Consider the following 26,069-nt stretch of genomic DNA (forward strand, 5'->3'; position numbering starts at 1 on the left):
CGGAACGCAGGAAAACTGACAGATCACCGCCAGAAGAGGCTCACACGGCATTTTCCCGTTCCTCTCTCCGGCACCAGCGACTTCTTCAGTCCCTGGTCATGCAAGCAGAAGGTAGTACGTAGTCAACAAGAAAGCCGCTCGATTCAGTCGCGCGGCTTTTTTGTTTTTGGCGTGCGACGAAACCCCATCCGTCATGGTGGGGTTCCTGCCTGATTTACTTCCCTTCCCCCGCCGGTTTGTTCACCGCCGCCTCGGCATCGCCGATCGCGTTGTCATTCGCCCCGTCTTCGTCTTCCGCAGGCTCTGCCATCCACGCGTGGTAACCCGCTACGCCCATCTTGCGCAGGAGCGATTCGTTGCGCCCGAAGATTTCTTCGGCATCCGGAAACGCCTCGACCGCGCGATCAATACTCGCCTCGCGAAGCAGATGCAGAATCGGGTACGGCGAGCGGTTGGTGTAGTTCTCTGCGTCGTCCGGATCGGTGCCTTCGAACTGATAGTCCGGATGAAAGCTCGCCACTTGCAACTCGCCTTCATAGCGCAGTTGCTTGAGCATGCGCTCCGCGAAAAACAACGCGTCGTTGTACTCGTGGAAATCGAGCAACGCGTCGGGCAGGATCAGCAACGTGGTATCGACCGCTTCCGGATCGGCTTCGGCCAACCACTGCAATTCGCGCTCAAGGTCGAGCAGCGCGCCCTCCATGTCGTGCGCATCGCTCACGACATAGCGGATCTGGCGCTTCACATGCACGGCCTTGGCAAACGGGCAAAGATTCAGGCCGATCACGGCGCGCGTGAGCCAGTGACGCGTGGCCGCAATCACCGCCGCGGTCGCTTCGGTTTGGGGTTCTGTCTCGGGCGACGTGGCACCGAGGTCGTTCGAATCGGACATGGGCAAAACTACGGAAAGAAAAGCTTTGGCGCGACGCGTGGCAGCGACGCAGTAAGCCGACATTGTAAACGCGCGGCGGGCCTCACAGAGTCCGCAATGGCGCCGCGGGACACGACGGCCGCAACGCCGGTGCCCCCGCATGATGCCGCTCTCCTCTACAGCGCTCATGCCTCACCTCACCATGCCACGTCCGAGTCCACTCACGCCTGCGATTCCCGCCCCTGTCCGTATGCCCGTCCGCATGCCTGCCCATATGCCCACCGCCACCCCGGAGGTCTCGTCCACCACAGCGCCCGCCGCCTGCCTCACGGCGCTGGCGAGACAGCCCTTAGTGCACGTGCTGACCGAGTTCCGGGAAGGCCGCATCCGCGCGACATTGCTCGCCAGCATTCTCTGGTGTGCCGGGTGCACCGCCGCCGATGAACTTCTCGCGCTCTGCGCCTTCGCAAGCCGCGAAGGACAGGCCCATTGCGACGACACCGCGAGACTGCGCAACACCGTGATCTCGTTGCTCACGACACCCGTGACGGGCCGCACTTTCGACCAACTGCGCGACACCGGCATGTTCGGCGCGGCGACCCTGCATGACGGGGCCAGCCGCGACGACCTCGACCTGCTGTCCTCCGACGAGGGGCTGCTGCTCTGGCTCAGATACGGCGCGACCCCAGATGGCTACCACCGTCTGTTCGTCGATCACGTGAGCCAGCGATTGCATTCGCAAATCACACCGGAGCCCCATTCTCCAGACCTCGGCCCTGCGCTGCGGGTATTGGTCGCCGTCGGGCGCGACAGGGTCATCGACGTTCCCGATCCGTACAACGTGGGACGCTGCCTGCCGCCGCTCTCGCACCTGTGCGCCACGCACGCCCCCGACTGGCTGGCGTTCCTGCTGGACATCACGCCGTGCGCCAATCAGCGCGACATGCATGGCTATCCCTTGGTCTATACGGCGCTCACTTCCGTGACGCTCGCCTCGCGGCGCGCCAACCTGTCGCCGCAGGCGTTAAACCATGCCATTCAGGATCGCGTTGCCCTGCTGGTCAACCATGGTGCCCAGCTCTCGGTGTCGGACCTCGCAGGCATGCCGCTCACCGCACGTCTGGTACTCGACGGCTATATCGATGCCGCGCGCGTCGTTCTCCAGTTCGGGGCCTGCCCCGCGGCAACCGATCGTGAAATGAATTCCGTCTTGCATCATCTCGCCCGGACCTTACAGTCGGCGTCCTCGCAATACAGCGCAGCGATCGTCGCGATCGTTTCCGCACTGGCCGCAGGGGGCGATGCCAACGCGCTCAATGCCAGCGGGGAAACGGCCATCGATCTGTTGCCCCCGTTTCAGCGCAAACATTTCATCTTTCTGGCTTCACACTATGCCCGCTGGATGCACGCCAGCGGCCATCCGGGTCTGAATACGCCATGAGGCCCCCGGCGCTGCGTCGTCCGCGTCGTCCGCGTCAGCCGCCGAGCGCCAACCCGCCGTGGCGCTCGCGCAGATAAGCGCACACAAAGCCATTGAGCTCCCAGCGCACGTCTGGCGAATCGAGCTCACCGCGCGACACTGCGGCATGCACAACGCCTTCCACCGCCGACGCCAGCACCTTCGCCGCAATGGCGTCGCGCGGTTCACACGCGGCCTGCCCGTCCGGCACGATCAGCGCCTGATAGCGGCGCAGATATTCCGCATCGAAGGCCTGAGTACGGGTCGAGAGCGGCACCTCCTCGAGCAACACGTGATGCATACGCTGGTCGCCTGCGTGAATGCGGATGACGCCGTCGATCAGATCGGCCACACGCGTGTCGAGTCGCACCGGCACATGTGGCGAATCCGGATCGGGCAGAACCGCGAGTACCGCGTCGAGATGGCGCTCGCGAATTGCCTCGGCCAGCGCCAGCTTGTCGGGGAAGTATTGATACAACGAGCCGATGCTCGCACCGGCGACACTGGCGACTTCGTTGGTATTGAATTTGGCCCAGCCGCGCGCACCGAGAACGCGAGCCGCGGCTTCGATAATCGCGTCGACCGTCGCCCGCGAACGCTGCTGCCGCGGGACTCTGCGGGCCGCGACCGGCCCTGAGGAAAGGCGAGTAGGCATGGCGGGGGTTCCACGCAAAAATTGCAATATACCTGCGTCGATTCCCGAGCGCACGGTGCCCCTGCTTTCGCTACGGATTTTGCTATGCCAGCCCTGCCTCGCATCACCCGGCACGTCACGCTCACTGCCCACCCCGAGGGCACGCTGACCTCGTCATCCTTCGCACTCACCGACGTGCCCCTGCCCCCGTTGTCACCGCACGAGGTGCTGGTGCGCAATCGATGGTTTCGCGTCTCGATCTCCACCCGGCTGATGGCCAGCCGCGAGGCCACCGCCATCAAGGGCATCCCGTTTCCCACACTCACGCCCGGCGACTCACTCGCCGACGGCGCCATCGGCGAAGTGATCGCCGCCACGCCCGAATCCGGCTTGGCGCCGGGCATGATCGTCTCGCATCGGCTCGGCTGGCGTGAGCACGCCGTGGTGGACGCGCGGCACTGCAAACGGCTGCCCAGCGGGCCACTCGATCCCGCCGCCTATCTCGGCCATGGCTGGACGGCCTACGCCGCGCTTACACGCGGCATCACGGTGAAGCGTGGCGACACCGCGCTGGTCTCCAGCGGCGCCGGCGCCATCGGCTCGATGGCCGGTCAGATCGCCCGCCGTCTCGGCGCGGCACGCGTCATCGGCAGCACCGGCAGTGCCGACAAAGCCGGCTGGATGACGCAGGCCCTCGGCTACGACGCCGTGATCGTGCGCAACGGCAAACCCTTCGCGACGCAACTGGCCGAAGCCGCGCCCGACGGCATCGACGTCTTCGTCGATATGGTCGGCGGCGAGCAACTGACCGCCGCCGTTGCGCAAGCCCGCGAAGGGGCTCGCTTCGCGATTCTCGGCGCACTCGGCGCGGAGTTGCACGCGAATCACTCCACCTCGGTGGCACCGACCGAAATCGATGCCTTCCAACTGCCCATCAAAGGCATCACGCTGCGCGGCTACAGCGCGGACGACGACGAGAGCGTGTTCGACGAATGGATCACACGTCAGAACGCGTGGCGGCTCGACGGCAGCTTTCACCTGCCGTGCACGATGTTCCACGGTCTGGAAAACGCACCGCTCGCCTTGCAGGAAGCCTGCGCGGGCAAGCTCAAAGGTGTGGTGCTGGTCGAGTTGTGAGCAAGCCCCCTTGAGATACGACCTATACCCCATCCCCCTCTCATCCCCTGATCGAATGGAGTTAAGCATGTTGAGTACAAACGTCGCGATCGTGTTTCACAGTCGCTATGGCCACACGGCGCGACAAGCCGCCGCCGTCAAGGAAGGTGTCGAACGCGCCGACGGTGCAAGCGCGCTCCTGATTCCCTGCGAAACCGCGCCATCGCGCTGGGACGATCTGGAACAGGCCGACGCCATCATCTTCGGCGCGCCGACCTTCATGGGCGGCACGTCGGCGGAATTCAGAGTGTTTGCCGAAGCCACGTCGAACATCGTCATGACGAAGGGCTACGTGTGGCAGGACAAGATTGCGGCGGGCTTTACCAACTCCGGTGCGCACGCCGGCGACAAACTCGCCACCCTCATCCAGATGGCGCTCTTTGCCGCACAGCACGGCATGCATTGGGTGAACCTCGGCTTACCGCCCGCGAACAATTCCACACAGGGCTCGGCGAACGATCTCAATCGCCTCGGCTTCTGGCTGGGCGCGGCAGCCCAATCGAACACCGATCAGGGCCCCGATTTGGCGCCGCCCGAAGCGGACCTCGATACGGCGCGTCATCTCGGCTGGCGCGTTGCGCAGACGGCACTTCAGTTCGCACGCGGACGTATCGCCCACCGCACACAGGCACCGTCCACCGCGTCGGCGCTCGCCTGATACATCGCATCTGCCAAGGGAAAGCGCACCGAATCCCCCGCCGCTGAGATGCGGCATTTGGGCGCACCCTTAAAGATGCATTTTATTTACATCTTATAATCACTCCGTGGTGCGCGACGTCTGAAGCCTTCAGCGTCGTGCCCGAAACAGAACTCATAACACTCGGAGTGTGCCCCATGCTTTCCGCTGCTTCCCGCCCGTATATCGACGCCAGCGTCCCCGTGTTGCGCGACCACGGACTCGCCATCACGCGACACTTCTACGCCAGCATGTTCGAGGCACATCCCGAACTGCGCGATCTTTTCAACATGGGGAATCAGGCCAGCGGTGCGCAACAGCAATCGCTCGCGTCTGCGGTGTTTGCCTACGCGGCGAACATCGACAATGCCGCTGCGCTGGCGCCCGTGATGGAGCGCATCGTTCACAAGCACGTCTCGGTCGGTATCACGCCCGCGCATTACCCCATCGTCGGCCGTTATCTGCTGGCCGCCATCAAAGACGTGCTGGGCGACGCCGCGACGCCTGAATTGATTGCCGCATGGGACGAAGCGTACTGGCTGCTGGCGGGCGAATTGATCGCGGCCGAAGCGCGTCTCTCGGAGCGCACGCAGGCACCGCTGGGCGCGCTGCGCGAACTGGTCGTGACCGACGTCGACCGCGAGACCGAGCACATCGTTTCGTACTATCTGCAAACACCGGAAGGCACGTCGCCGGGCGAATTCGTGCCGGGACAATATGTGAGCGTAGCCGTCACGCTGCCGGACGGCCTGCGTCAGCGCCGCCAGTACAGCCTGTCGGATGCGCCCACGGCGCCGCACTGGCGCATTACCGTCAAGCGCGAAGATGCGTCGAACGGCAAACCGGCCGGACAAGTTTCGAACTGGCTACACGCCAATCTGAAGGCGGGTGATCGTATTCAGGTGAGCCCGGCGTATGGCGAATTTACGACGACGCTCGACGCCGCCCATCCGCTGGTGCTGTTGAGTGCTGGCGTAGGGATCACGCCGATGATGTCGATGCTCGCTACGCTGACGGCCAACGGCTCACGCCGCGAGATCGTGTTTGCTCACGCGGCGCGTAACGCCGCCCACGTGGCACTGCGCCGTCAATGGCTGCACGCCGGCACGCAATTGCCGCATCTGCGCGTCGCCACGTTCTTCGAGACGCCGCTGGCGAGTGAGCGGGAAGGCACTGACTACACCTTCGCCGGGCGCATGGACGTCACCCGCTTGCCGTTGCCCGAGGGCGCCGACTACCTGTTGTGCGGACCGACGCCGTTCATGCAGACGCAATGGCGTGCGCTGCGCGATCAGGGCGTGCCTGCCGAGCGCATCCATCGCGAAGTGTTCGGTCCGGAAGCGCTCGATCTGGGCTGATCTCAGTCGATCAGTTTGCCCGCCGCGTCGTAAAACGGGTGCGTGCCACCGGCATCGTCGACGAAGCCAAGGTGCGACACGAGTCCGCTTTGCGGCGTGTACCGATGCAACTGGAACGCAGGCGGGTCGAGCACCCACGCGGACGGCCCGCCCTCGCGCAAGTCGAGGGCGACCTGATGCGCGGGCGACGGGCACACGCTGGCGATGGTGCCGGCGAAGCGCGTGTGAATCGGACGATGCACGTGGCCGCAGATCAGTCGCTCCACGTTATCGAAGCGGCGCACGACGGCGGCCAGCTTGGCAGCATCGCCCGCGTCCAGCGCCTGCACGTCCATATGCTCGATGCCGCAGGCGAACGGCGGGTGATGCATGGCGATCACCGTCGGCGTCTCGGTATCGGCGGCCAGCGTCGCTTCGAGCCAGTCGAGCCGCTCGTCGCACAGACGGCCGCCGCCATTGGGCGGGTCTTGCGTATCGAGCGCCACCAGCCGCAGCGGCCCGAACATCGCCGTGTACTGCACGAACGCGCCCGGCTTGCCGAGATACGTGTGCTCCGGAAACACTTCACGCAGCGCGTCACGGCCGTCGTGATTGCCGATGACAAGGTAGTACGGCATTTGCAGCGGCGTGAGCAGGCGGCGCAGGTGTTCGTATTCTTCGCGAGCACCGAAGTCGACCAGATCGCCCGTGAGCACCACGAAGTCGGGGCGCGGCACGAGGGTGTTCAGGCGCGCCACACAGCGCTCGAGATAGGCGGCGGTATCCACACGCCGATAGGCCAGTTTGCCGGGCCGTTTGATGTGAAGGTCGCTGATTTGCGCGAACAGCATGAGCGGGTTATCCGTGAAGCGTAAAGACATGAGCGGCGGGCAACGACAGGCCCACCGGGTCGCCGACGCGGCATTCGCGACGGCTCGAAACTTCGACCAGCACCGCACCGGCCGGTGACACGCCACCGACGGTCAGGCGCGTGCGGTCGCCGAGGAATTGCACGGCTTCGATTTTGCCGACGAGCGGCGCATCGACCGGCGGCACCACGATGGCGTCTTCCGGACGGAAATACAGTTCCTGCGCATCGGCGCGCACGTCCGGACAAGCCAGCCGTCCGCCTTCCGTATGGAAGTGCCCCTCGCGCCACACCCCGGCAATGCGATTGAGCGTGCCGACGAAGTTCGCCACGTGGCGCGACGCCGGCTGGTAGTAGATGTCGCGCGGTGCGCCAATCTGTTCGATACGCCCGGCACTCATCACCACGATGCGATCGCCCAGCGCCATCGCTTCGTCTTGATCGTGCGTGACATACACCGTCGTCACGCCCAGACCGCGCAGCAGCCGGTCCATATCGGCGCGCACGGTCTCGCGCAGCTTCGCGTCCAACGCGGTGAGCGGTTCGTCGAGCAGCAGCACGCGCGGTTCCGGCGCGAGCGCACGGGCCAGTGCCACACGTTGCTTCTGACCGCCAGAGAGTTGCGCAATGGCACGGTCGGCATAGGGCGTCAGATGCACGAGGTCGAGCAATTCGTCCACGCGCTTGTCGACCTGCGCCGACGGCAGCCCGCGCAGCTTCAGCCCATAGGCCACATTGCCGCGCACCGTGAAGTTGGGGAACAACGCGTAGTTCTGGAAGACCATGCCCACGCGGCGCTTTTCGATCGGCAGACGGGTGACGTCCTCATCGCCGAAGCGCACGCGCCCGCCTGCATCGGGGCGCTCAAGGCCTGCGATCATGCGCAGGGTAGTGGTCTTGCCGCAGCCCGACGGGCCGAGCAGCACCAGCGTCTCGCCGGCACCGATCGTCAGATCGAGCGGCTGCAACACCGTGTTGCCGTTGAACGTCTTGGCACAGCGTTCGAGATGGATCGGAATCGAAGTCAGTTTCATCGCAATTTCCTTGGCATGCTTTGTGTGCAATGGCGCGTGCGTATGTTTGTGCGTATCAGGTGCGGCCGCGCGCATTGCGAACCTTGGCGCGCTGCGCCGTCATCTGCATGACGATGAGCAGCGGCACGATCAGCACGAAAAACACCGCCGTATAGGCGCTGCCGATCTCCAGACGCAGCGACGCATACGCGTCGGCCAGCCCCACGGGCAGCGTCTTGGTGTCGGGCGTGTGCAGCATCCACGTCAGGTTGAATTCGCCGAGCGAGAGCGTCACCACGATGAGCGCCGCCGCCACGATCTCGCTGCGGATATTGGGCAGCACCACCGTCATAAAGCGTCGCAGGAACGTCGCGCCGAGACTTGCGGCGCCCTCTTCCATCAGCTTGATTCGCGAATCGGCACACGCGGCCGCCACGGCACGCACCATGAACGGCAGCGTGAAGATCACATGGCCCACCACGATGAACGCGAGGCTCTGGCGGAAGTCGCGCATGCCGCCATACACACTGATCAACGCCAGCGCACTGGCCAGCCCCGGCAGGGCGATCGGCAGCGTCAGCAGTTCTTCGATCCAGCGGGCCATGCGGCTATTCCAGCGTGCCAGCACGTAGCCCGCCGGCACACCGAGCAGCGTCACGAGAATGAGCGTGGCGGCACCCACGTACAGCGAGTTGAGAATGGCGTCGTGATAGTCCTGCCAGACCTGAATCACCCACTTGAACGTGAGACCGGCCGACGGCCCCTTGAAGTAATTGACCGACAAGCCGGCGAGCACCGACATGCCGACCGGCACCAGCAAGAACGCGCACATCAGCAGCGTGAGCAGCAGTTGCAGCGTGAAAAGGGTTTTCTTGAGCATGGGGATCAGCCTCCGGCGGCAACCGTCTGCCCGGCGAAATTACGCGCGAGCATCAGCACGGCCCACGTGACGATGCCGAGAATCACCGAGAGCGCTGCCGCCGTCGCCACATTCGCGTTGAGCGTGAACTCGGTGTAGATGGTCATCGGCAACACGTCGATGTCGGTCGCGAGCGTGAACGCGGTACCGAACGCACCGACCGAGGTCGCGAAACACATCGCGCCCGAAGCGATCAGCGCAGGCGCGAGCGCCGGCAACGTGACGTCGCGCAGAATCGCAAACGGCCCGGCGCCGAGCGACGATGCGGCTTCCGAGAGGGAATGATCGAGCGACTCCGCAGCGGCCATCACGGCGAGGATCACGCGCGGAATCGAGAAATAGAGATAGCCGAGGAACAGCCCGGCCAGCGAATACGCAAACACCAGCTTGTGACCGACGAGCTTGAGCGTCAGATCGCCGATCAGCCCCTGACGTCCCGCCAGCATGATGACCATGAAACCGACCACCACACCGGGGAATGCCAGCGGCAACGTGAGCATCGACACGAGGATCGATTTGCCCGCGAAGTCATGCCGGGTGAGAAAGAGGCCCGCGACGAGCGATAGCGCCAGCGTGGCGAGCGTGACCAGTGCCGAGAGCACGACCGTCTGCCACAGGCTGTCGAGATATCGCGCGTTGGTAAGAATGGCGCGATAGGTCTCGAACGCGTGACCGTCGCCGCTGACCTGCACGAGCGCGGCCATCGGCAACAGCCAGAAGGCCAGAAACACCGCCAGCGCAGGCAGCAGGAGTGCCACGCGCCAACCGCGCGGCAGGGTCAGGTCACGCATCGTCTCGTTCCTCTTCCTCAGTCCCGTAGGTCGTGCTTAGCGCACGTTCTTCAGATATTGCTGACCGAATGCATCCTGCTGGTCGGCAAGCTTCTGAAGGTCAACCGGTTTCACACGGGCGTAGTCGGTGGCCGGCAGGAACTTGGCAGCCACGTCGGCCGGCATCGTGCTGGCACGCACCGGACGCAGGAACGCCTGCGACCAATGGGCCTGGCCCTTGTCCGAGAGCGTGTAGTCGATGACCTTCTTGCCGTTGTCCGCATGCGGGGCGTTCTTCACGAGCGCGATCACGTACGGCAGCGACACGGTGCCTTCCATCGGAATCACGAACTGCACGTTGGCGCGGTCCTTGTAGATGGCGCGATAGGCGTTGAAGTCGAAGTCGATCAGGATGGGGATCTCACCCGAGAGCACGCGCGCGTAGGCCGTTTGCTTCGGCACGATCGGGGAGTTGGCCTTGAGCTTCTGGAAGAAGCTGATGGCCGGGGCGAAGTTGTCCATCGAGCCGCCCAGTGCCTGATTGGCGGCAATCGCTGCGGCGTAGCCGGCGAAAGCGCTGCTCGGGTCCAGATAGCCCACCATGCCGCGATATTCCGGCTTGAGCAGGTCGGCCCACGAACGCGGCACCGGCTTGCCTTCCAGCGCATCGCGGTTCACGAAGAAGCCGACCGTGCCCGAGTGGATCGTCGTCCACAGGCCGTTCGGGTCCTTCAGGTTTGCCGGCACCTGATCCCAATGGGCCGGCTTGTACGGGGCGAGCAGGCCCTTCTTGCCGGCTTCGATCGCCGAGGTGATGCCGAGGTAGACGACGTCGGCCACCGGTGCCTTCTGTTCCGCGATCATCTGCGCAACGGCTTGGCCCGAGTTCTTGTTATCGAGCGGCACGCGAATGCCGGTGTCTTGCGCAATGGCCTTGACCTGACCGGCCCAGTCCGCCCATTCCGGCGGGCAGTTGTAGCAGATTGCCGTCTGCTGGGCGTGCGCGGCGCCAGCGCCGAGCAGGGTGAAAAGCGCCAGCGTGCGGGCGGCGCGGGTGATCCAAAGCTTCATTTCTGTGGGCTCCTGAGCGTCTTGACCATTGGCGGCACTCGCGTGCTGCCGGGTAGGTGCGGTCGGTACTGCGTTGCTGTCGATGTTGACGATTCGGGCCTTGCGGCCTGATGCCTGATTGCCTCGGCCGTCGCTGCGCTCTCTGCCACAACGTGATGGAGCGAGTCGCCGGCCAATTTCCTTGTCGATACCTTGTGTTGCTGTACTGCTTGAAACCTGATGCTTGAAACCTGTTGTCACTTGTGCGGCGGCGGCGCCACCGTGCCGCCACGGCGAATCGTGTGGGGCAGAATCAGCGCGTGGCTCATCTCGGCCGTCGCTGGCGCGGGTGAAGTGCCCCCGGGCGACCGGCCCTCGATCTGGGCGAGCAGCCGTTGTGCCGCATGCCGGCCAATCTCCACGCTGGGCTGCACCACGGTGGCGAGCGTCGGCGAAAGCAGTTCGCCCACGGCCAGCCCGTCGAAGCCGAGCACGGAGATATCGTCGGGCACGCGCAGACCGGCTTCACGCAGCGCGCGCATCACGCCGAGCGCCAGCAGATCGTTCGAGCAGAACAACGCCGTGGGGCGGGCGCCGTCGCGCTCGCGCTGCGCCAGCCACTCGCGCACCCGTTCGCCACGGGCACCACTGTTGAAATCGATTTCGAAGGCCGGCAGCGGCGTGAGCCCGGCGGCTTGCATCGCGTCGCCATAGCCGAGAAAGCGGCGCTTGGCGCGGTCCGAGGCATGCAGCGCCCCGGTCACCATGACGATGTCGCGATGGCCCGCCTCGATCAGCATGGCCACGCCCTGCGCGGCGGCGGCGCGATTGTCGACCGAGACACACGGCCGGTTCGGGGCGTCGTTGTAGACCAGTTGGCACGCCACGCCTTCGGCGGCGAGGTCGTCGACGAGGGCGCTGTGTTCGGCGTCGGCCAGGGTGAGCAGCAGGCCGTCCACGCGCTGTTGCAGCAGCGTCTCGATGGCATTGCGCTCGCGCTCGGGGTCGTATTGGGTGGTCACCAGCAACAGGCGGCGGCCCGTGCCGTCGATGGCGGCTTCGATGCCTTCCAGACAATCGGCAAACACCGGGTTGCCCAGCGTCGGCAGCATCACCCCGATGAGGCCGGTGCGCTCGCCGCGCAGTTGGCGGCCCAGCGCATTGGGGCGGAATTTCAACTCGGCGGCAGCCGCCTGCACACGGGCGAGCGTCTCCGGACGCACCAGTTGCGGCGAATTGAGCGCACGTGACACGGTGGCGATCGAACAGCCCGCGCGTTGCGCGACATCCCGGATATCTGCCAAACCCAGTCTCCTCTTGTGGTGCCGTGCGGCGGATCGACCCGTTGGGGCAATCACGACCGTTAGCGGCTTTTGCGTAAATGTAAACGTTTACGAAAACGTTTTCACTCCGGGATTCTATGGAGACAATGTGATGAATTGATGACAGCCGGCCGCCCGTTGCGGCGGGCGTCGAAGCCCGGGGATGCGACCTATACTGAAATTCCCCATGCATCGGGCGTGACGGCACCCCCACCCACTACGACCGGGATCGGCCATGAACGAATATCACTTCCTCACCTTGTGGCGGCTCACTGCGCCGCTCGAAGAAGTCTGGGACACCATTCGCGACGTCGACCATTGGGCCCGCTGGTGGCCCTGCGTACGCGAGGTGCAAACGCTCGATGCGGGCGGCGCCGATGGCGTCGGTGCCGTGCGGCGTCTGACGTGGCACGGTGCGCTGCCCTACTCGCTTACGTTCGAGACGCGGGTCACGCACGTCGAGCCGATGCGCGAAATCCGGGTGGAAGCCAGCGGCGACGCGGAAGGCACCGGCCTATGGCGATTCGACACCGAGGGGTCGATTACCGTCGTGCGGTACGGCTGGGATGTGCGCACGAACCGGGCGTGGATGAGCAAACTGGCGCCGCTTGCCCAGCCGCTGTTCCGCTGGAACCACAATTACGTCATGCGCCGTGGCGGCGAAGGGCTCGCCGCCGTACTCAATGCCCATCTGGTGGAATGCCTCGATACGGACCTGCCGCCCGCCGCCATTGGCGAAGACCGCACCCCGCGCGACCTTCGTGCGGCCCGCGCCCGGGCCAGTCATGATGGGCGGGGCTGACGGGTGGTCCGTTTGATCCAGTACACCCCCGGTGGCGCCATCCGCTCGAGCGGTGTGACATTCAGTACGCCGGGTACGTCATTGGCATCGATAAGCGAACGCCCCTGCCGGACCCATGAGGTGATGACGCCACACGCCTTCGACCTGATGATGTCGGCGAATTGAAGGGTGTCGATGCCGTGCTCATCTGAAAACGTCTTAGGCCACATCGCGGCATTCCACTGTCGCTGTGCCCACTTCGCCACGTGGCGCTCCCACGCCAAAAAATCTTCGATACAGACCAGCCGCCCTCGCCAAGGCTCGCTCAGGAGTGTGTCGTAGCACGACCGTGGATCAAAGTATCTGTTCATGAAGCTGGCCAGTTGGTTGGGTTCCAGCCCCCAAGACTTGGCGATGTCCCACACCACAAAGGGCGCGTCGTGCGTCCGGTTCAGTGCCATCAGGTAGCGAGCGAGATCTTTGCTCCGTACGATGGTCGGCGAGGCATCGTGGAACGCCGGCAGACCGCCACGCATCACGCCCATCAGCGGCACGTCAGGAGATACGGGGGATGCCGGGGATGCCGGGGATGCCGCGGACGACTGGAATACCGACGACTGGGACGGGGATGACGAGGGCAGCGAAGACGCCGGTGACGGGGACGCGTCGACATTGGCAGCGCGGTTCAAGTAGCTCTGCATATCGAGTTCGAAGGCGTCGACGTCTGCCGGCGTCACATCAGGCATCGCCCGGAACACCAGACGCCAGCCAGCGGGCACATCGGGCACATCGGACGCGTTGCCCCCCCGTTCGTCACGCGCATCCGACCCCGGGGTCGCGGCCGCTGCGCGCTGACATCGCCGGATCACCGCCCCGGCCCATGCCATCGCCCGATGCCCGGGCACGACGCCGCCGTATTGCGCTGCGTTGTCTCCGCGTAAGTCGTAATAGCCGAGGGTGAGGTGTAGCCGCTGATCTGCCTCGTCGTGATCGCGCAGCGCATGCAGCGACGTCAGATGAATCACCCATAGGCTGCCTTCGGGCAAGCCCCGCCAGATCCGGACCGTCGCATGCCGCGGGTGAGCGATATCGACGCGACTCTGAAGCACGCTCGCCAACGCGTCAGCCAATCGACGATGGCTGGCAGTGCCGTCGCGGGACGTGCTGTCGCCGAGGGTTCGATCCGGCTTGATGGGCGGGCTGGGGCACGGTGCCGTTTCAGCCTTCGCGTAAGGTCTGAAGCGGTAGGCACGGAGCGAAGTGGTGAAAGCGGTGAGCGCCGTTTTCATTGTGTCGAATTTGAACGTCGGCTCGGTTCAGACATCGCAAAGCGCGTTCTGCGCATTCTCAACAAATAGGTGATCGGCGCACATGTTTCTCGCTGAATCACCGAGATGTCCAGACCGGTGCATTCCCGATCAAGACTTTCGAGCGACCTGCCCTGCGCGTGCCAGACGATCACCTCGTGCAGGGACGTCATCGACGTCATGTCGTCAAACTGTCGCGAGTCGATATGACGCGACTGCGCAAAAGTGGACGCCGCGACCGTCCGGGTGTCCCGCACTTCGTAATGCGCTGCGGTGGCTTCCCACGCCACGAGATCGTCGAGACAGACCAACCGCCCGTTCCAGGGTTCGCGAAGCCCTTCATCGAAACACGTGCGCGTGCCCATATCGTTGTTCAGGAACGTTGCGAGCGCCGTTTTAGGAACGCCCCACGTTTTGAGTTCACGCCAGAGATCGCGGGCGGGAGCAAAGCGGCGTCGGGCAAACAGGTAACGCGCAACGTCCCGGGTTCGCATCAGCGTTGGCGACGAAGCGTGAAACGCCGGAATACCCTCCGGACACCACGCCAGCGACGCAACGTCGGGAGGCGCAGAGGTGACGGGGTCCAGTTCTGATGCCGCCGAAACCGCCGAGTACGTAGAACCTGTCGTGTGCGCCCGTGCCGAGAACGGCACCGCCGGTGGCGTTTGAGCACGCACCAGACGTTGCAGATAGCCGGACAGGTCGAGTTCAAACGCGTCGACGTCTTCATTGCGCAGTCGTGGCAGTTCACCCACTTGCCAATGCCAGCGCGAGGGGGCCTCGTCAGGTAACGCCGCACCCCGACCCAGCGCTGCTTGCGCGCGCTGGCACTGGCGGGCCGCTGCCCCTGCCCACGCGAGCGCCCGATCTTCGGGCACGGTGCCGCTGCGCTGCCTGACTTCGCATTGCGCGAAATCGAAATGACTGAGCGTGAGATGCAACCTGCGGTTTGGGGCGAGACTCGCGCCCACCTCACCCACCTCGCCCGCCTGCGCCGTGGAAGCCGCCTCGGGCGTAGAGAAGCGAATCACCCAGACGCCGGCATCGTGGTCCCACGGGGCGACGCGAATCGTCGGGTAGCGGGGGCTGACGATATCGACGTGCGATTGCAGCACGCTCGCGAGCCCTTCGGCAAAGAGCTGATGGATCGTTGCATCACTGGGCGGTCTGGTGAGGCCGTGAACGGCCGTCGAAGCCGGAACGCGAGGCATGGGTGAGAGACCCGGGGGTTGCGAAGATGCGGTGGCGATGCCGGGGCGAAGGCGATCCGATTGACGGGGATAGGGAGAAAAGCGATCGACACCGGGTGCCGCAGAGGAGGTAGGTTTCATTAGGCCGCCCGGACGAAAGGAGCGCCAATTCTCAGTGCGGCCCCCTGCAAGCGCTGTCGGCATTCGCCGGATGGCTTTCGGACCGGGCCGCCTTGCAATGGATGCCGATATTCCACAAAGGAATAGACACCACGATAGATTTCATTATTTTTTATATCGCTGGATGCCTAGACTTGAGGGCATCTGGCGGTGGCCTATCGCCTTCTCCCGCGTGACGCTACTGGCGGCACGCCACCCAAGCGCCACCGTCCCGCAAAACACTAATGTATTGGGAGACCTCGTGAGCCTTGCGACCCCGCCGCTGCTGCGGCACTACGTGGACGGTGCGTTCATCGCCACCGATCGTCAGTTCGATAACGTGAGCCCGGTCGATGGCCGGCTCATCGCAAAGGTTTGCGAAGCCGATGCCGCCATCGTCGACCGCGCCGTCGTCGCTGCCCGCCGCGCCCTGCACGAAGGCCCGTGGGGCAAGACCACCCCGGCCGAACGCGCCGCCGTACTGCATCGCATCGCCGACGGCATTCAGGCGCGCTTCGACGATTTCGTCGCCGCCGAAGTCGCCGATACCGGCCGTCCGGTCGAACAGGCCCGCACGCTCGACATCGCACGCGGCATCGCCAACTTCCGCATGTTTGCCGATCTGATCAAGACCGCCGGCACCGAGATGTACGAGATGCGCGCAGCCGACGGCGGCGACGTGATGAACTACGTCACCCGCAAGCCGCTCGGCGTCATCGGCATCATCTCGCCGTGGAACCTGCCGCTTCTGCTTTTCACGTGGAAAGTTGCACCAGCGCTTGCCATGGGCAATTGCGTGGTGACCAAGCCGTCGGAAGAAACGCCTTCGTCGGCGACGCTGCTCGCCGAAGTCATGGACGCCGCCGGCGTGCCGCCGGGCGTGTTCAACCTCGTGCACGGCTTCGGCCCCAACTCGGCGGGCGAATTCCTGACCAAGCACCCCGACGTCGCCGCCATCACCTTCACCGGTGAGTCGCGCACGGGCAGCGCCATCATGAAAGCCGTGGCCGATGGTGTGAAGGAAATCTCGTTCGAACTCGGTGGCAAGAACGCCGCCGTCGTCTTCGCCGACGCCGACTTCGACGCCGCCGTCGACGGCGTGGTGCGCTCGTCGTTCACCAACGCAGGCCAAGTCTGTCTGTGCTCCGAGCGCGTGTATGTCGAGCGCCCGATCTACGAGCGCTTCGTTGCCGCGCTGGCCGAGCGCGCCGCCGCCCTGCGCATCGACGCCCCGGACGCGCAAGGCCTGCAGATGGGCCCGCTCGTCTCGCGTAAGCATCGTGAAAAAGTGCTGTCCTATTACAAGCTGGCCGTCGAAGAAGGCGCGACCGTCGTCACCGGCGGCGGTGTGCCCGTGTTCGGCGACGCCCGCGACGAAGGCGCCTTCGTGCAGCCGACTGTCTGGACCGGCCTGCCCGATACGGCACGCTGCGTGCGCGAAGAAATCTTCGGCCCGGTGTGTCACGTCGCGCCGTTCGACAGCGAAGACGAAGTCATCCGCCGCGTGAACGACAGCGACTATGGTCTGGCCGGCTGCGTGTGGACGACCAACTTGTCGCGCGCTCACCGTGTGGCGCGTCAGTTCCAGACCGGTCTCGTGTGGGTGAACACGTGGTTCCTGCGCGACCTGCGCACGCCGTTCGGCGGCGTGAAGCTGTCGGGCCTCGGACGCGAAGGCGGGCGTCACTCGCTCGACTTCTATTCCGAAATCACCAACATCTGCATCAAACTCTGACCTGACAATGTGAGGCGACGGCGCGGGGGCTATCGATGGGGGTCGATACCCCCGCGCCCGTGCGCCGCACGCTGACAAGCCAACAGAAGCACACGAAAAATTACGGAGACGCGTCACTCATGAGCGCAACGCAATCGCAAGACACGCAAGCCCGCGTCGTCGCCGGCAAGGCCAAGCCGCGCGGTAAATTCCCGCACATCAAGCGTGCGGGCGACTTCTTGTTCGTCTCGGGCACCAGTTCGCGCCGCCCCGACAACAGCTACGCCGGTGCGCAGGTCGATGCGCTGGGCGTGACCCAGCTCGACATTCGCGAACAGACCCGCGCCGTCATCGAGAACATTCGCGACATCCTCGCGAGCGAAGGCGCGACGCTGGCCGATGTGGTGGAAGTGGGCTCGTTTCTCGTGAACATGAACGACTTCGGCGGCTATAACGAGGTGTACGGCGAATACTTCGATGAAAACGGCCCCACGCGCACCACCGTGGCCGTGCACCAATTGCCGCACCCGCTGCTGCTCATCGAGATCAAGTGCGTGGCGTACTCGCCGCGCGCCCGCTGAGCCAGACGCAAAATAAATTCAACGCGACATGATTCGGGAGACAGCATGTTGACGTACGGCAAACCCTTCAATTTCCAGCGCTGGATCGACGAGCATGCCCATCTGCTCAAGCCACCGGTCGGCAACCAGCAAGTCTGGCAGGACAGCGATTTCATCGTGACCGTGGTCGGTGGCCCCAACCACCGCACCGACTATCACGACGATCCGCTCGAAGAATTCTTTTATCAGTTCAAGGGCAACGCGTGGCTGAAGCTCTGGATCGATGGCCGTGAAGAACGCGTCGATCTCAAGGAAGGCGACATCTTCCTGCTGCCGCCGCACGTGCGTCATTCGCCGCAACGCCCCGAGGCCGACAGCCTGTGTCTGGTCATCGAGCGCCAGCGTCCGGCGGGTCTGCTCGACGGTTTCGAGTGGTATTGCCTGAAGTGCGGCACGCAGGTGCATCGCGTCGAAGTGCAGTTGAAAAGCATCGTGACCGACCTGCCGCCGCTGTTCGACGCGTTCTACGGCAGCGAAACGTTGCGCCGTTGCCCGAGCTGCGGCGAGATCCACCCGGGGCGCGCTGCATCGGCCCCGGCGGCTGCCTGACGCGGCGCAATTTGCCCTCGGCCCTCGGCCCCAGCCCACTACCCGACAGAACAAGTCACTTCATGAAGAAAATCGACATGCACGCCCACTTCTTCCCGCGTATCACGCAGGAAGAAGCGGCACGACTGGACGCCGCCACCGCGCCGTGGCTGCGCATTGACGAGAATGGCGAGACCGGCAACATCATGCTCGCCGACAAGGCCTTCCGCCCCGTCTATCGCGCGCTGTGGGACCCCGCGCTGCGCATCGAAGAACTCGACCGTCACGGGATCGACCTGCAAGTGGTCTGCGCGACGCCGATCATGTTCGGCTATCGCTACGACGGCCATGCCGTGATGGACTGGGTGCAGCGCATGAACGATCTCGCGCTGGAGCACTGCGCGTACGCACCCACGCGCCTGAAGGCGATGGCGCAGGTGCCCTTGCAAGACCTCGATCTCGCCTGCGCCGAAGCGTCGCGCGCCAAAGCCACCGGCCACGTCGGCGTGCAGATCGGCAATCACCTCGGACCGAAAGATCTCGACGACGAGCATCTGGTGGCGTTTTTGCGGCACTGCGGCAACGAACACATCCCCGTGCTGGTGCACCCGTGGGACATGATGACCGACGGCCGCATGAAGAAGTGGATGATGCCGTGGCTGGTGGCGATGCCGGCCGAGACGCAACTCTCCATCCTGTCGCTGATTCTCTCAGGGGCCTTCGAGCGCCTGCCGCGCTCGCTCAAGCTGTGCTTCGCCCACGGCGGCGGCGGCTTCCCTTACCTGCTGGGCCGCGCCGAGAATGCGTGGCATTGCCGCGACATCGTGCGCGCCGACAGCCCGCACCCGCCGTCTCATTATCTGGACCGTTTTTACGTCGACAGCGCGGTGTTCGACCCGCGCGCCCTGCGCCTGCTGGTCGACACGATGGGCGTCGATCGCATCATGCTCGGCTCGGACCACCCGTTCCCGCTCGGCGAACAGGAGATCGGCAAGCTGGTGGCCGATCAGCCGGGTCTGGACGCCCACGCCCGCGAGCGCATTCTGGCCGGCAACGCCCGGGAGTTCTTCGGGCTGTAACTGGTGCTTTCCCGAGGTGTTTTTGAAATTGCTTGCCTACGTAATAGGCGTCGTTTAGGCTGGGCACTGAAATATTTGATGCTTAAACAATTTAAATTAAGCCATCGAAATAACGCCTACGTATGACCGACGTGCCCGGCTGACGATGACCGCCATAAAGAAGCGCTCAGGCTGCCCGGCACGAACCCTCTGCTCACAGTGTTTGCCAGTTCCGGAACTTAGTTTGGAGACCATGATGACGGGAACGAAGACCACGCAACGCAAAACGATCGCAGTCCTGGGCGCTATTGCCGCCGCCGCAGCACTGCTCACCGCCGGCGGTGCGCATGCCGAGGTCAAGATCGGCTTCATCGGCACGCTCTCCGGCCCGGGCGGTGCGCTCGGTCAGGACCAGTACGACGCCTTCATGCTCGCCGTCGAGCAAAAGGGCGGCAAGCTGGGCGGCGTGCCGGTGCAGGTGATCAAGGAAGACGACCAGCTCAAGCCCGACGTGGGCGTGCAGGCCGCGCAGAAGCTCGTAGAGCGCGACAAAGTGTCGATCATCACCGGCGTGACGTTCTCGAACGTGATGATGGCCATCCACAAGAACGTGACCAACGCGGGTGTGGTCATGGTCGGCTCGAACGCCGGCCCGACCCCGATTGCCGGCGCGCAATGCTCGCCGAACTTCTTCTCCACCTCGTGGGACAACGACGAGTTGCATGAGGCCGGCGGCCAGCTCTCGAGCGATCTGGGCTACAAGAAGATGTACGTCATGGCGCCGAACTATCAGGCCGGACGCGACGCGGTGAACGGCTTCAAGCGCGACTACAAGGGCCAGATCGTCGACGAGGTGTACACGCAGGTCAACCAGCCTGACTACTCGGCAGAAATCGCCCAGTTGCAGGCGGCCAAACCCGATGCCGTCTATGTCTTCTACCCGGGCGGCATGGGCGTGAACTTCGTCAAGCAATACCGTCAGGCCGGGCTGCTCGGCAAGATTCCGCTGATCTCCGTGTCGACCATCGATGGCTCGACCCTGCCCGCACTGAAAGAACTCGCCGTAGGCGCCATCACCAGCGCGCCCTACTCGCCCGACCTCGACAACGCGCAGAACAAGCAGTTCGTCACGGCCTTCCAGAAGAAATACAACCGCGTGCCGTCGATGTACGCCGCGCAGTCGTATGACGCAGCCAACCTGATCGACTCGGCGCTCACCAAGACCAAGGGCAGCGTGGCCGATCGCGAAGCGCTGCGCGCGGCACTCAAGCAAGCCGACTTCTCGTCCGTGCGTGGCCCGTTCAAGTTTGCCAGCAACCAGTTCCCGATCGCGCAGTTCTATCGCGTAGATGTCGTCAAAGACAGCGCAGGTGCCGCCTTCGCGACCAAGGGCCAGATCAAGATCCAGACGCGTGCCGACCTGGCCGCGCAGTGCAAGATCAAGTCGTAAGTCTGCATCCGTCTTTTTCGTAAGCCGCGCACCGCCCGTGTCGATGACGGGCGGCCGCAAGTGCCCCGGTGCCGTTGCACCGGCGGCACTGTTCCTGCACGACCCGCACATCTGAACGATCCGTATCCGCTGGACCAGCTGAGCATTACCTGAGCACTACGAGGGTTTATGAAGCGCTACCGCAATTTCGACGAGGCCGAGCTGGACGTTGAGTACAACGCCCGCGCCACCACGCCCAACGTCCTCGACATCCTGAAGCAATACGCCGCCGATAGCGCGCACGCACGCGCCACGGTTCCCTGCGTCCTCGACGTCGCCTACGGCGATCATCCCGACGAGACGCTCGACATTTTTCCCGCCCCCACGCCCGGTGCGCCCGTGTTCTTCTTCGTCCATGGCGGCTACTGGCGCGCCCTGAACAAGAGCGACTCCAGCAACATGGCGCCCGCGTTCACGCAGGCCGGGGCGACTGTCGTCACCATCAACTACACGCTGGCCCCCGGCGCGTCGCTCGACACTATCGTCGACCAGACCCGCCGCGCGCTCGCGTGGGTGCATCGCCATATCGGGGCGCATCACGGCGACCCGAAACGCATTCACGTGTGCGGCAGCTCCGCTGGCGGACATCTCGCCGGCATGTTGCTCGCGCAGGGCTGGCATGCCAAATACGGCGTGCCGGAAGATGTGATTGCCGGTGCCGCACCGCTCTCGGGCCTGTTCGATCTCACGCCGATTCCGTTCACGCATATCAACGAATGGATGAAGCTCAGCGCGGACGATGCCACGCGCAACAGCCCGCAGTTTCACTTGCCCGCCCACGGCTGCCCGATCGTCGTGTCGTACGGCGAGACCGAGACGGCCGAGTTCAAACGCCAGAGCGTGGACTACCTCGCGGCATGGCGTGAGCGCGGCTTCACCGGCGAGTACGTACCGATGCCCGGCACCAATCACTTCGATATCGTGCTGACGCTGAACGACCCGGCCAGCCCGCTCACGCAGGCCATCTTCCGTCAGATGGGGTTGCTTGCCGGCACGGCCGCTGCCGCGAACCGCGAGGAGGCCAAATGAGCCTCACCCTCTTCATCATGCAGTGCCTGAACGGGCTGCAACTCGGGGTGCTGCTGTTCCTGATGGCGGCCGGGCTCACGCTCGTGTTCGGCATCATGAACTTCGTGAACCTCGCGCACGGCTCGCTGTACATGATGGGCGCGTTTATCGCGGCCACCGTCTACAACCATACGGGGTCGTTCGCGCTGGCTGCCATCGCGATCATTCCGGCCATGCTGATCATCGGCCTGATCGTCGAATTCGTGGCGCTCAAAACGCTGTATGACCGCGATCACCTCGATCAGGTGCTCGCCACGTTCGGCCTCATCCTGTTCTTCAACGAACTGGCGCGTATGATCTGGGGCCCGTCGCCCTACTACATGGAAGTGCCCGAGTGGCTGGGCGGCACCGTCGATCTGTTCGGCCTGCAATACCCGGCGTATCGCTTCCTCATCATTCTCGTGGGGCTGGCCGTTGCCCTCGGCTGCTATCTGCTGATTCACCGCACGCGCATCGGCATGCTGATTCGTGCCGGCGCGACGCACCGTCAGATGGTCGGCGCGCTCGGCGTGAATATCGTGCTGCTCAACTCGCTGCTGTTCGGGCTGGGGGCGATTCTCGCGGGGATTGCCGGCCTGATGGCGGGCCCGATTCTCTCGGTGCAGCCGGGCATGGGCGAACCCATCCTGATTCTCACGATGGTGGTGATCGTGATCGGCGGCATCGGGTCGGTGCGCGGCGCGTTTCTCGCGGCGCTCATCGTCGGGGTGGTCGATACGGTCGGCCGCACGGCATTGCCCACGCTGCTTCGCAGTCTGATGGAGCGCAGCACGGCGGACACCGCCGGCCCCGCGCTCGCTTCGATGCTCATCTACCTTGTCATGGCCGCGGTACTCGCGGTTCGTCCGCAAGGCCTGTTCCCGGTCAAACACGGTTGACGATGGAAATGAAACTGAATCTTCGCACCGCCGTGCCGCTGCTGTTGCTGGCCTTTCTGGCACTGGTGCCCATTTACGCGACGGCCGTGCAACAGCCGTTCTATCTCACCCTCTTCGGCCGCATCGTGGTGTTCGCCATCGCCGCCGTCTCGCTCGATCTGATTCTTGGCTACGGCGGCATGGTCAGCTTCGGCCATGCGCTCTATCTGGGGCTGGGCGCTTATGTGGTCGGCATTCTGAGCTTTCACGGCATCGATAACGGCTTCGTGCATCTGGGCGTGACGCTGCTGGTGTGCGCCCTCGTCGGCGCCCTCACCGGCCTGCTCTCGCTGCGCACGACCGGTATCGCGTTCATCATGATCACGCTCGCCTTCGCGCAGATGTTCTACTTCTTGGCCGTAGGCCTGAAGCAGTACGGCGGCGACGACGGCCTGCCGGTGGCCGCAGCCAGCCGCTTCGGCAATGTGTCGCTCGATAACCCGACCGTGCTCTATTACGTGGCCTTTGCCGTGCTCTGCCTGTGCGTATGGGCAGGCCGCCGGCTGGTCGACGCGCGCTTCGGCATGGTGATTCGCGGCAGCCGCCAGAACGACCGCCGCATGCGCGCGCTGGGCTACCCGACGCTGCGCTACAAGCTCGTGGCTTACGTCATCAGCGCCATGGTGTGCGGCGTGGCCGGCATGCTTTACGCCAACCTCACCCACTTCGTCTCGCCCGCCTACATGGCGTGGACGGCGTCGGGCGAACTGATCGTGATGGTCGTGCTGGGCGGACTCGGCTCGTTCTTCGGCCCGGTGCTCGGCAGCACCGCGATGCTGCTCATCGAAGAAGGCCTGAAAGGACTGACCGAGCACTGGATGATCATCTTCGGCCCGCTGATCGTGATCTCGGTGCTGGTCTCGCGACGCGGCCTGTACGGCCTGCTCGGCGACCTGCAAGTGCGCCTCGCACGCCGCACGCGCGCGGTGGAGGGCAAAGCATGAGCCTGCTCAAAGTCGACCAACTGGTCAAACGCTACGGCGGACTCACCGCCACCGATCATTTCTGTCTGGACGTTGCCCCGGGCGAGCTGCACGCCATCATCGGACCGAACGGTGCCGGCAAAAGCACGCTCATCGGCCAGTTGGCCGGAGAGTTGCGCTCCGACGAAGGATCGATCCATTTCGACGGACGCGACATCACCGGCATGCCGATCGAGCAACGCGCGCGCGCCGGCCTCGCCCGCTCGTATCAGATCACCTCGGTGTTTCGCGAATTCACTGCGCTCGAGAACGTGCTGGTCGCCGTGCAGGCGATGCAGGGGCACAGCTTCGGGTTCTGGCGGCCGGCCATTCGTCAGGCGTCGCTCGTCGAACCGGCGCGCGAGATTCTGGCGCGCACCGGGCTGGCGGCACGCATGAACGTTCCCGCGTCCGCCCTCGCCCACGGCGAGCATCGGCAACTCGAACTCGCCATGGCGCTGGCCGGGCAGCCGCGATTGCTGCTGCTGGACGAACCGATGGCGGGGATGTCGCAAGCCGAATCGGAGCAGATGACGCACTTGCTCGCCGAACTCAAGGGCGACTACGGCATCGTGCTCGTCGAACACGATATGGACGCTGTCTTCGCACTGGCTGACCGCATCACGGTGCTAGTCTACGGCCGCGCAATTGCCTGCGGCGACGCCGACACGATCCGCAACGATGCGGGCGTGCGCGAAGCCTATCTCGGGGACGAAACCCGCAACGAAATGCTGGGAGCGACGGCATGAGCACTCTGTTGTCTTTGGCCGGCGTCGAGTCGTATTACGGGGCGAGTCAGGCGCTGTTCGGCATGCAGCTCGAGATCGAGCGCGGCGCGTTCGTCACGCTGCTCGGGCGCAACGGCATGGGCAAGTCGACCACGGTGAAGTCGATCACCGGACTCATGCGCCCGGCGCGTGGCGAGATCGTCTTCGACGGTCAGCCGATTCACGCCAGCCCCTCGCATCGCATTGCCCGCGCCGGTATAGGGCTGGTGCCCGAAGGCCGCCAGATCTTCCCGACGTTGACCGTGCGCGAGAATCTCGTAGCGACGGCAGGCAATCGTCACGGGGCCGGTTCGCCGTGGACGCTCGCGCGCATCTACGAACTGTTCCCTCGCCTGCGCGAGCGTGAGAAAAATCTCGGCAGCAATCTCTCGGGCGGCGAGCAACAGATGCTCGCGATTGGGCGCGCGCTGATGACGAATCCGAAATTGCTCATTCTCGACGAAGCGACGGAAGGCCTCGCGCCGCTCATTCGCGGTGAAATCTGGCAATGCCTCAAGCAACTCAAAGGCAGCGGCCTGTCGATTCTCTGTATCGATAAGAATCTGGCGCCGATGCTGGAGCTGGGCGACCGTCACTACATCGTCGACAAGGGCCGTGTGGCGTGGCAGGGAGACTCCGCCGGACTGCGCCGCGATATGGCGCAATTGCAGGCCTATCTCGGCGTGTGAACCGGGCCGGAAGTGGCGGGCCGCAGCCTCGCGCTGCACCCGCACACCCACTCTGCGGCACTCAGGCATCACCTGAGTGCGTAGTACTCGATAGGTGTCAGACGCGAAAACCACGAGAGTTTTGTGAAAGCGCCCGGGCAGACGTTGTGTTGCAATCAGTCCCGCTTGATTGACTTCACAAGCCTGACGCGACTCACCTCATCCGCGCACGCGCTCCCCTTAACTTTCACCCACTGACACCGGGCAGGACTATGGCTTACTCGAATACGCCTTCCAATCCGTTCCGCTGGCTGCTCACGCAGGACACCGGTGCGCCACCGCCCACCGAGCCGGCGCACGTCAATAGCGGACTCCCTGCGGACTTGCCGCTCAACATCAAGGAATTACCGCGTACCCCGCTACCTAAGCTGGAAGTGTTTCCCGAAGAATTGCTCGCCTTGCGCAAGCATCTGGGCATGTCGCGCAATGTCTTTGCGCATTACCTGCGGACCAACCCGCGTACGCTGGAAAACTGGGAACAAGGCCGTGCGCGGCCGAATGCTCAGGCGGCGTGCCTGATCCGGCTCGTGCAACAGAATCCGGGACTCGTCTCGGCGCTCGCCGGCCTCTGAGGGCGGGTAGCTTCGCTGTAGTGGCTGTGTAGTGGATGTGTAGCGTCTGCGTCCATGCAGATGCCGGGGGCGGCGGTCAGCGGTCAGCGACCGTCGATGCGCCGCCCGCTGTCT

27 protein-coding genes are annotated in these 26,069 nt (G+C 64.5%); 17 read left to right on the forward strand and 10 right to left on the reverse strand.

All coding sequences use genetic code 11. From position 1 onward, the window contains the following. The coding region (locus PIN31009_RS28100; protein ID WP_217426821.1) for a hypothetical protein at nucleotides 1-213 on the forward strand (213 nt) is incomplete at its 5' end. A gap of 1 nt (nucleotide 214) precedes the next feature. Here PIN31009_RS28100 and PIN31009_RS21025 read toward each other — a convergent pair. Further along, entirely contained in the window at nucleotides 215-892 is a 678-nt protein-coding gene (locus PIN31009_RS21025; RefSeq protein ID WP_150684845.1) for a DUF1415 domain-containing protein, read from the reverse strand. A 253-nt stretch (nucleotides 893-1,145) separates the two neighbouring features. Between PIN31009_RS21025 and PIN31009_RS21030 the strand changes: the two genes are divergently transcribed. After that, a complete protein-coding gene (locus PIN31009_RS21030; RefSeq protein ID WP_150791481.1) occupies nucleotides 1,146-2,312 on the forward strand; it encodes an ankyrin repeat domain-containing protein in 1,167 nt (388 codons plus the stop codon). Between the two features lie 34 nt (nucleotides 2,313-2,346). On the opposite strand, the gene PIN31009_RS21035 is transcribed toward PIN31009_RS21030, so the two are convergent. Beyond that, on the reverse strand, nucleotides 2,347-2,985 hold the full coding sequence (locus PIN31009_RS21035; protein WP_150791482.1) for a TetR/AcrR family transcriptional regulator: 639 nt from the start codon (nucleotides 2,983-2,985) through the stop codon (nucleotides 2,347-2,349). A gap of 84 nt (nucleotides 2,986-3,069) precedes the next feature. Here PIN31009_RS21035 and PIN31009_RS21040 point away from each other — a divergent pair, with 84 nt between their 5' ends. The 3 genes from PIN31009_RS21040 to PIN31009_RS21050 all read left to right on the forward strand — a co-directional run bounded on the left by PIN31009_RS21040 (nucleotide 3,070) and on the right by PIN31009_RS21050 (nucleotide 6,174). Then, complete coding sequence (locus tag PIN31009_RS21040; protein ID WP_150791483.1) at nucleotides 3,070-4,101, forward strand: MDR family NADP-dependent oxidoreductase; 1,032 nt, start codon at nucleotides 3,070-3,072, stop codon at nucleotides 4,099-4,101. Between the two features lie 67 nt (nucleotides 4,102-4,168). Then, nucleotides 4,169-4,798 (forward strand): flavodoxin family protein, encoded by a 630-nt coding sequence (locus tag PIN31009_RS21045; protein WP_150791484.1) that lies wholly within the window; start codon nucleotides 4,169-4,171, stop codon nucleotides 4,796-4,798. 176 nt (nucleotides 4,799-4,974) lie between these two features. Beyond that, nucleotides 4,975-6,174 carry a globin domain-containing protein gene (locus tag PIN31009_RS21050; protein WP_150791485.1) on the forward strand — a complete coding sequence of 400 codons (1,200 nt, stop codon included), beginning with the start codon at nucleotides 4,975-4,977 and terminating at the stop codon, nucleotides 6,172-6,174. 2 nt (nucleotides 6,175-6,176) lie between these two features. Here the strand turns inward: PIN31009_RS21050 and PIN31009_RS21055 are convergent, their stop codons facing one another. From PIN31009_RS21055 to PIN31009_RS21080, 6 genes are all read right to left on the reverse strand, one after another. After that, complete coding sequence (locus PIN31009_RS21055) at nucleotides 6,177-7,004, reverse strand: phosphodiesterase (protein ID WP_150684850.1); 828 nt, start codon at nucleotides 7,002-7,004, stop codon at nucleotides 6,177-6,179. 7 nt (nucleotides 7,005-7,011) lie between these two features. After that, nucleotides 7,012-8,055, reverse strand: coding sequence for an ABC transporter ATP-binding protein (locus PIN31009_RS21060; protein WP_058380163.1), 1,044 nt, complete (start codon nucleotides 8,053-8,055; stop codon nucleotides 7,012-7,014). Nucleotides 8,056-8,110: 55 nt separating this feature from the next. Then, complete coding sequence (locus tag PIN31009_RS21065) at nucleotides 8,111-8,914, reverse strand: ABC transporter permease (RefSeq protein ID WP_150684851.1); 804 nt, start codon at nucleotides 8,912-8,914, stop codon at nucleotides 8,111-8,113. Between the two features lie 5 nt (nucleotides 8,915-8,919). Further along, a complete protein-coding gene (locus tag PIN31009_RS21070) occupies nucleotides 8,920-9,744 on the reverse strand; it encodes an ABC transporter permease (protein ID WP_087686674.1) in 825 nt (274 codons plus the stop codon). A 36-nt stretch (nucleotides 9,745-9,780) separates the two neighbouring features. Then, complete coding sequence (locus tag PIN31009_RS21075) at nucleotides 9,781-10,794, reverse strand: extracellular solute-binding protein (RefSeq protein ID WP_150791486.1); 1,014 nt, start codon at nucleotides 10,792-10,794, stop codon at nucleotides 9,781-9,783. 236 nt (nucleotides 10,795-11,030) lie between these two features. Continuing rightward, nucleotides 11,031-12,077: a LacI family DNA-binding transcriptional regulator gene (locus PIN31009_RS21080; RefSeq protein ID WP_150791487.1), complete on the reverse strand. Its 1,047-nt coding sequence runs from the start codon at nucleotides 12,075-12,077 to the stop codon at nucleotides 11,031-11,033. Between the two features lie 253 nt (nucleotides 12,078-12,330). On the opposite strand from PIN31009_RS21080, the gene PIN31009_RS21085 reads away from it, so the two are divergent. Continuing rightward, nucleotides 12,331-12,897 carry an SRPBCC family protein gene (locus PIN31009_RS21085; RefSeq protein WP_150684854.1) on the forward strand — a complete coding sequence of 189 codons (567 nt, stop codon included), beginning with the start codon at nucleotides 12,331-12,333 and terminating at the stop codon, nucleotides 12,895-12,897. On the opposite strand, the gene PIN31009_RS21090 is transcribed toward PIN31009_RS21085, so the two are convergent. Together PIN31009_RS21090 and PIN31009_RS21095 are read right to left on the reverse strand one after the other, a co-directional pair. Continuing rightward, nucleotides 12,879-13,985, reverse strand: coding sequence for a hypothetical protein (locus PIN31009_RS21090; protein WP_150791488.1), 1,107 nt, complete (start codon nucleotides 13,983-13,985; stop codon nucleotides 12,879-12,881). The two genes, PIN31009_RS21085 and PIN31009_RS21090, sit on opposite strands and share 19 nt — an antisense overlap. 176 nt (nucleotides 13,986-14,161) lie before the next feature. After that, on the reverse strand, nucleotides 14,162-15,394 hold the full coding sequence (locus PIN31009_RS21095) for a hypothetical protein (protein ID WP_150791489.1): 1,233 nt from the start codon (nucleotides 15,392-15,394) through the stop codon (nucleotides 14,162-14,164). Nucleotides 15,395-15,794: 400 nt separating this feature from the next. Between PIN31009_RS21095 and PIN31009_RS21100 the strand changes: the two genes are divergently transcribed. The 11 genes from PIN31009_RS21100 to PIN31009_RS28220 all read left to right on the forward strand — a co-directional run bounded on the left by PIN31009_RS21100 (nucleotide 15,795) and on the right by PIN31009_RS28220 (nucleotide 25,955). Next, nucleotides 15,795-17,267, forward strand: coding sequence for a 2-hydroxymuconic semialdehyde dehydrogenase (locus tag PIN31009_RS21100; RefSeq protein ID WP_150791490.1), 1,473 nt, complete (start codon nucleotides 15,795-15,797; stop codon nucleotides 17,265-17,267). Between the two features lie 119 nt (nucleotides 17,268-17,386). Beyond that, the gene (locus PIN31009_RS21105) at nucleotides 17,387-17,827 is read left to right on the forward strand and encodes a RidA family protein (RefSeq protein WP_058377803.1); all 441 of its coding nucleotides are present in this window, start codon (nucleotides 17,387-17,389) and stop codon (nucleotides 17,825-17,827) included. Nucleotides 17,828-17,872: 45 nt separating this feature from the next. Beyond that, nucleotides 17,873-18,415, forward strand: coding sequence for a 3-hydroxyanthranilate 3,4-dioxygenase (locus PIN31009_RS21110; protein WP_087722227.1), 543 nt, complete (start codon nucleotides 17,873-17,875; stop codon nucleotides 18,413-18,415). A gap of 62 nt (nucleotides 18,416-18,477) precedes the next feature. Next, nucleotides 18,478-19,473 (forward strand): amidohydrolase family protein, encoded by a 996-nt coding sequence (locus tag PIN31009_RS21115; RefSeq protein ID WP_150684858.1) that lies wholly within the window; start codon nucleotides 18,478-18,480, stop codon nucleotides 19,471-19,473. 235 nt (nucleotides 19,474-19,708) lie between these two features. Then, entirely contained in the window at nucleotides 19,709-20,902 is a 1,194-nt protein-coding gene (locus PIN31009_RS21120) for an ABC transporter substrate-binding protein (RefSeq protein WP_087686668.1), read from the forward strand. A 168-nt stretch (nucleotides 20,903-21,070) separates the two neighbouring features. Further along, nucleotides 21,071-21,970: an alpha/beta hydrolase gene (locus tag PIN31009_RS21125; RefSeq protein WP_150791491.1), complete on the forward strand. Its 900-nt coding sequence runs from the start codon at nucleotides 21,071-21,073 to the stop codon at nucleotides 21,968-21,970. Next, the gene (locus PIN31009_RS21130; RefSeq protein WP_058377798.1) at nucleotides 21,967-22,887 is read left to right on the forward strand and encodes a branched-chain amino acid ABC transporter permease; all 921 of its coding nucleotides are present in this window, start codon (nucleotides 21,967-21,969) and stop codon (nucleotides 22,885-22,887) included. Before PIN31009_RS21125 ends, PIN31009_RS21130 begins: the two co-directional genes overlap by 4 nt. 8 nt (nucleotides 22,888-22,895) lie before the next feature. Continuing rightward, nucleotides 22,896-23,870, forward strand: coding sequence for a branched-chain amino acid ABC transporter permease (locus tag PIN31009_RS21135; RefSeq protein ID WP_150791492.1), 975 nt, complete (start codon nucleotides 22,896-22,898; stop codon nucleotides 23,868-23,870). Beyond that, a complete protein-coding gene (locus PIN31009_RS21140; RefSeq protein WP_087686666.1) occupies nucleotides 23,867-24,637 on the forward strand; it encodes an ABC transporter ATP-binding protein in 771 nt (256 codons plus the stop codon). Before PIN31009_RS21135 ends, PIN31009_RS21140 begins: the two co-directional genes overlap by 4 nt. Beyond that, a complete protein-coding gene (locus tag PIN31009_RS21145) occupies nucleotides 24,634-25,344 on the forward strand; it encodes an ABC transporter ATP-binding protein (protein ID WP_150791493.1) in 711 nt (236 codons plus the stop codon). Before PIN31009_RS21140 ends, PIN31009_RS21145 begins: the two co-directional genes overlap by 4 nt. A 251-nt stretch (nucleotides 25,345-25,595) precedes the next feature. Continuing rightward, on the forward strand, nucleotides 25,596-25,955 hold the full coding sequence (locus tag PIN31009_RS28220; RefSeq protein WP_246185792.1) for a helix-turn-helix domain-containing protein: 360 nt from the start codon (nucleotides 25,596-25,598) through the stop codon (nucleotides 25,953-25,955). Nucleotides 25,956-26,069 lie beyond the last annotated feature (114 nt).

The organism is Pandoraea iniqua (genome assembly GCF_902459685.1).
GTDB classification, from domain to species: Bacteria; Pseudomonadota; Gammaproteobacteria; order Burkholderiales; family Burkholderiaceae; genus Pandoraea; species Pandoraea iniqua.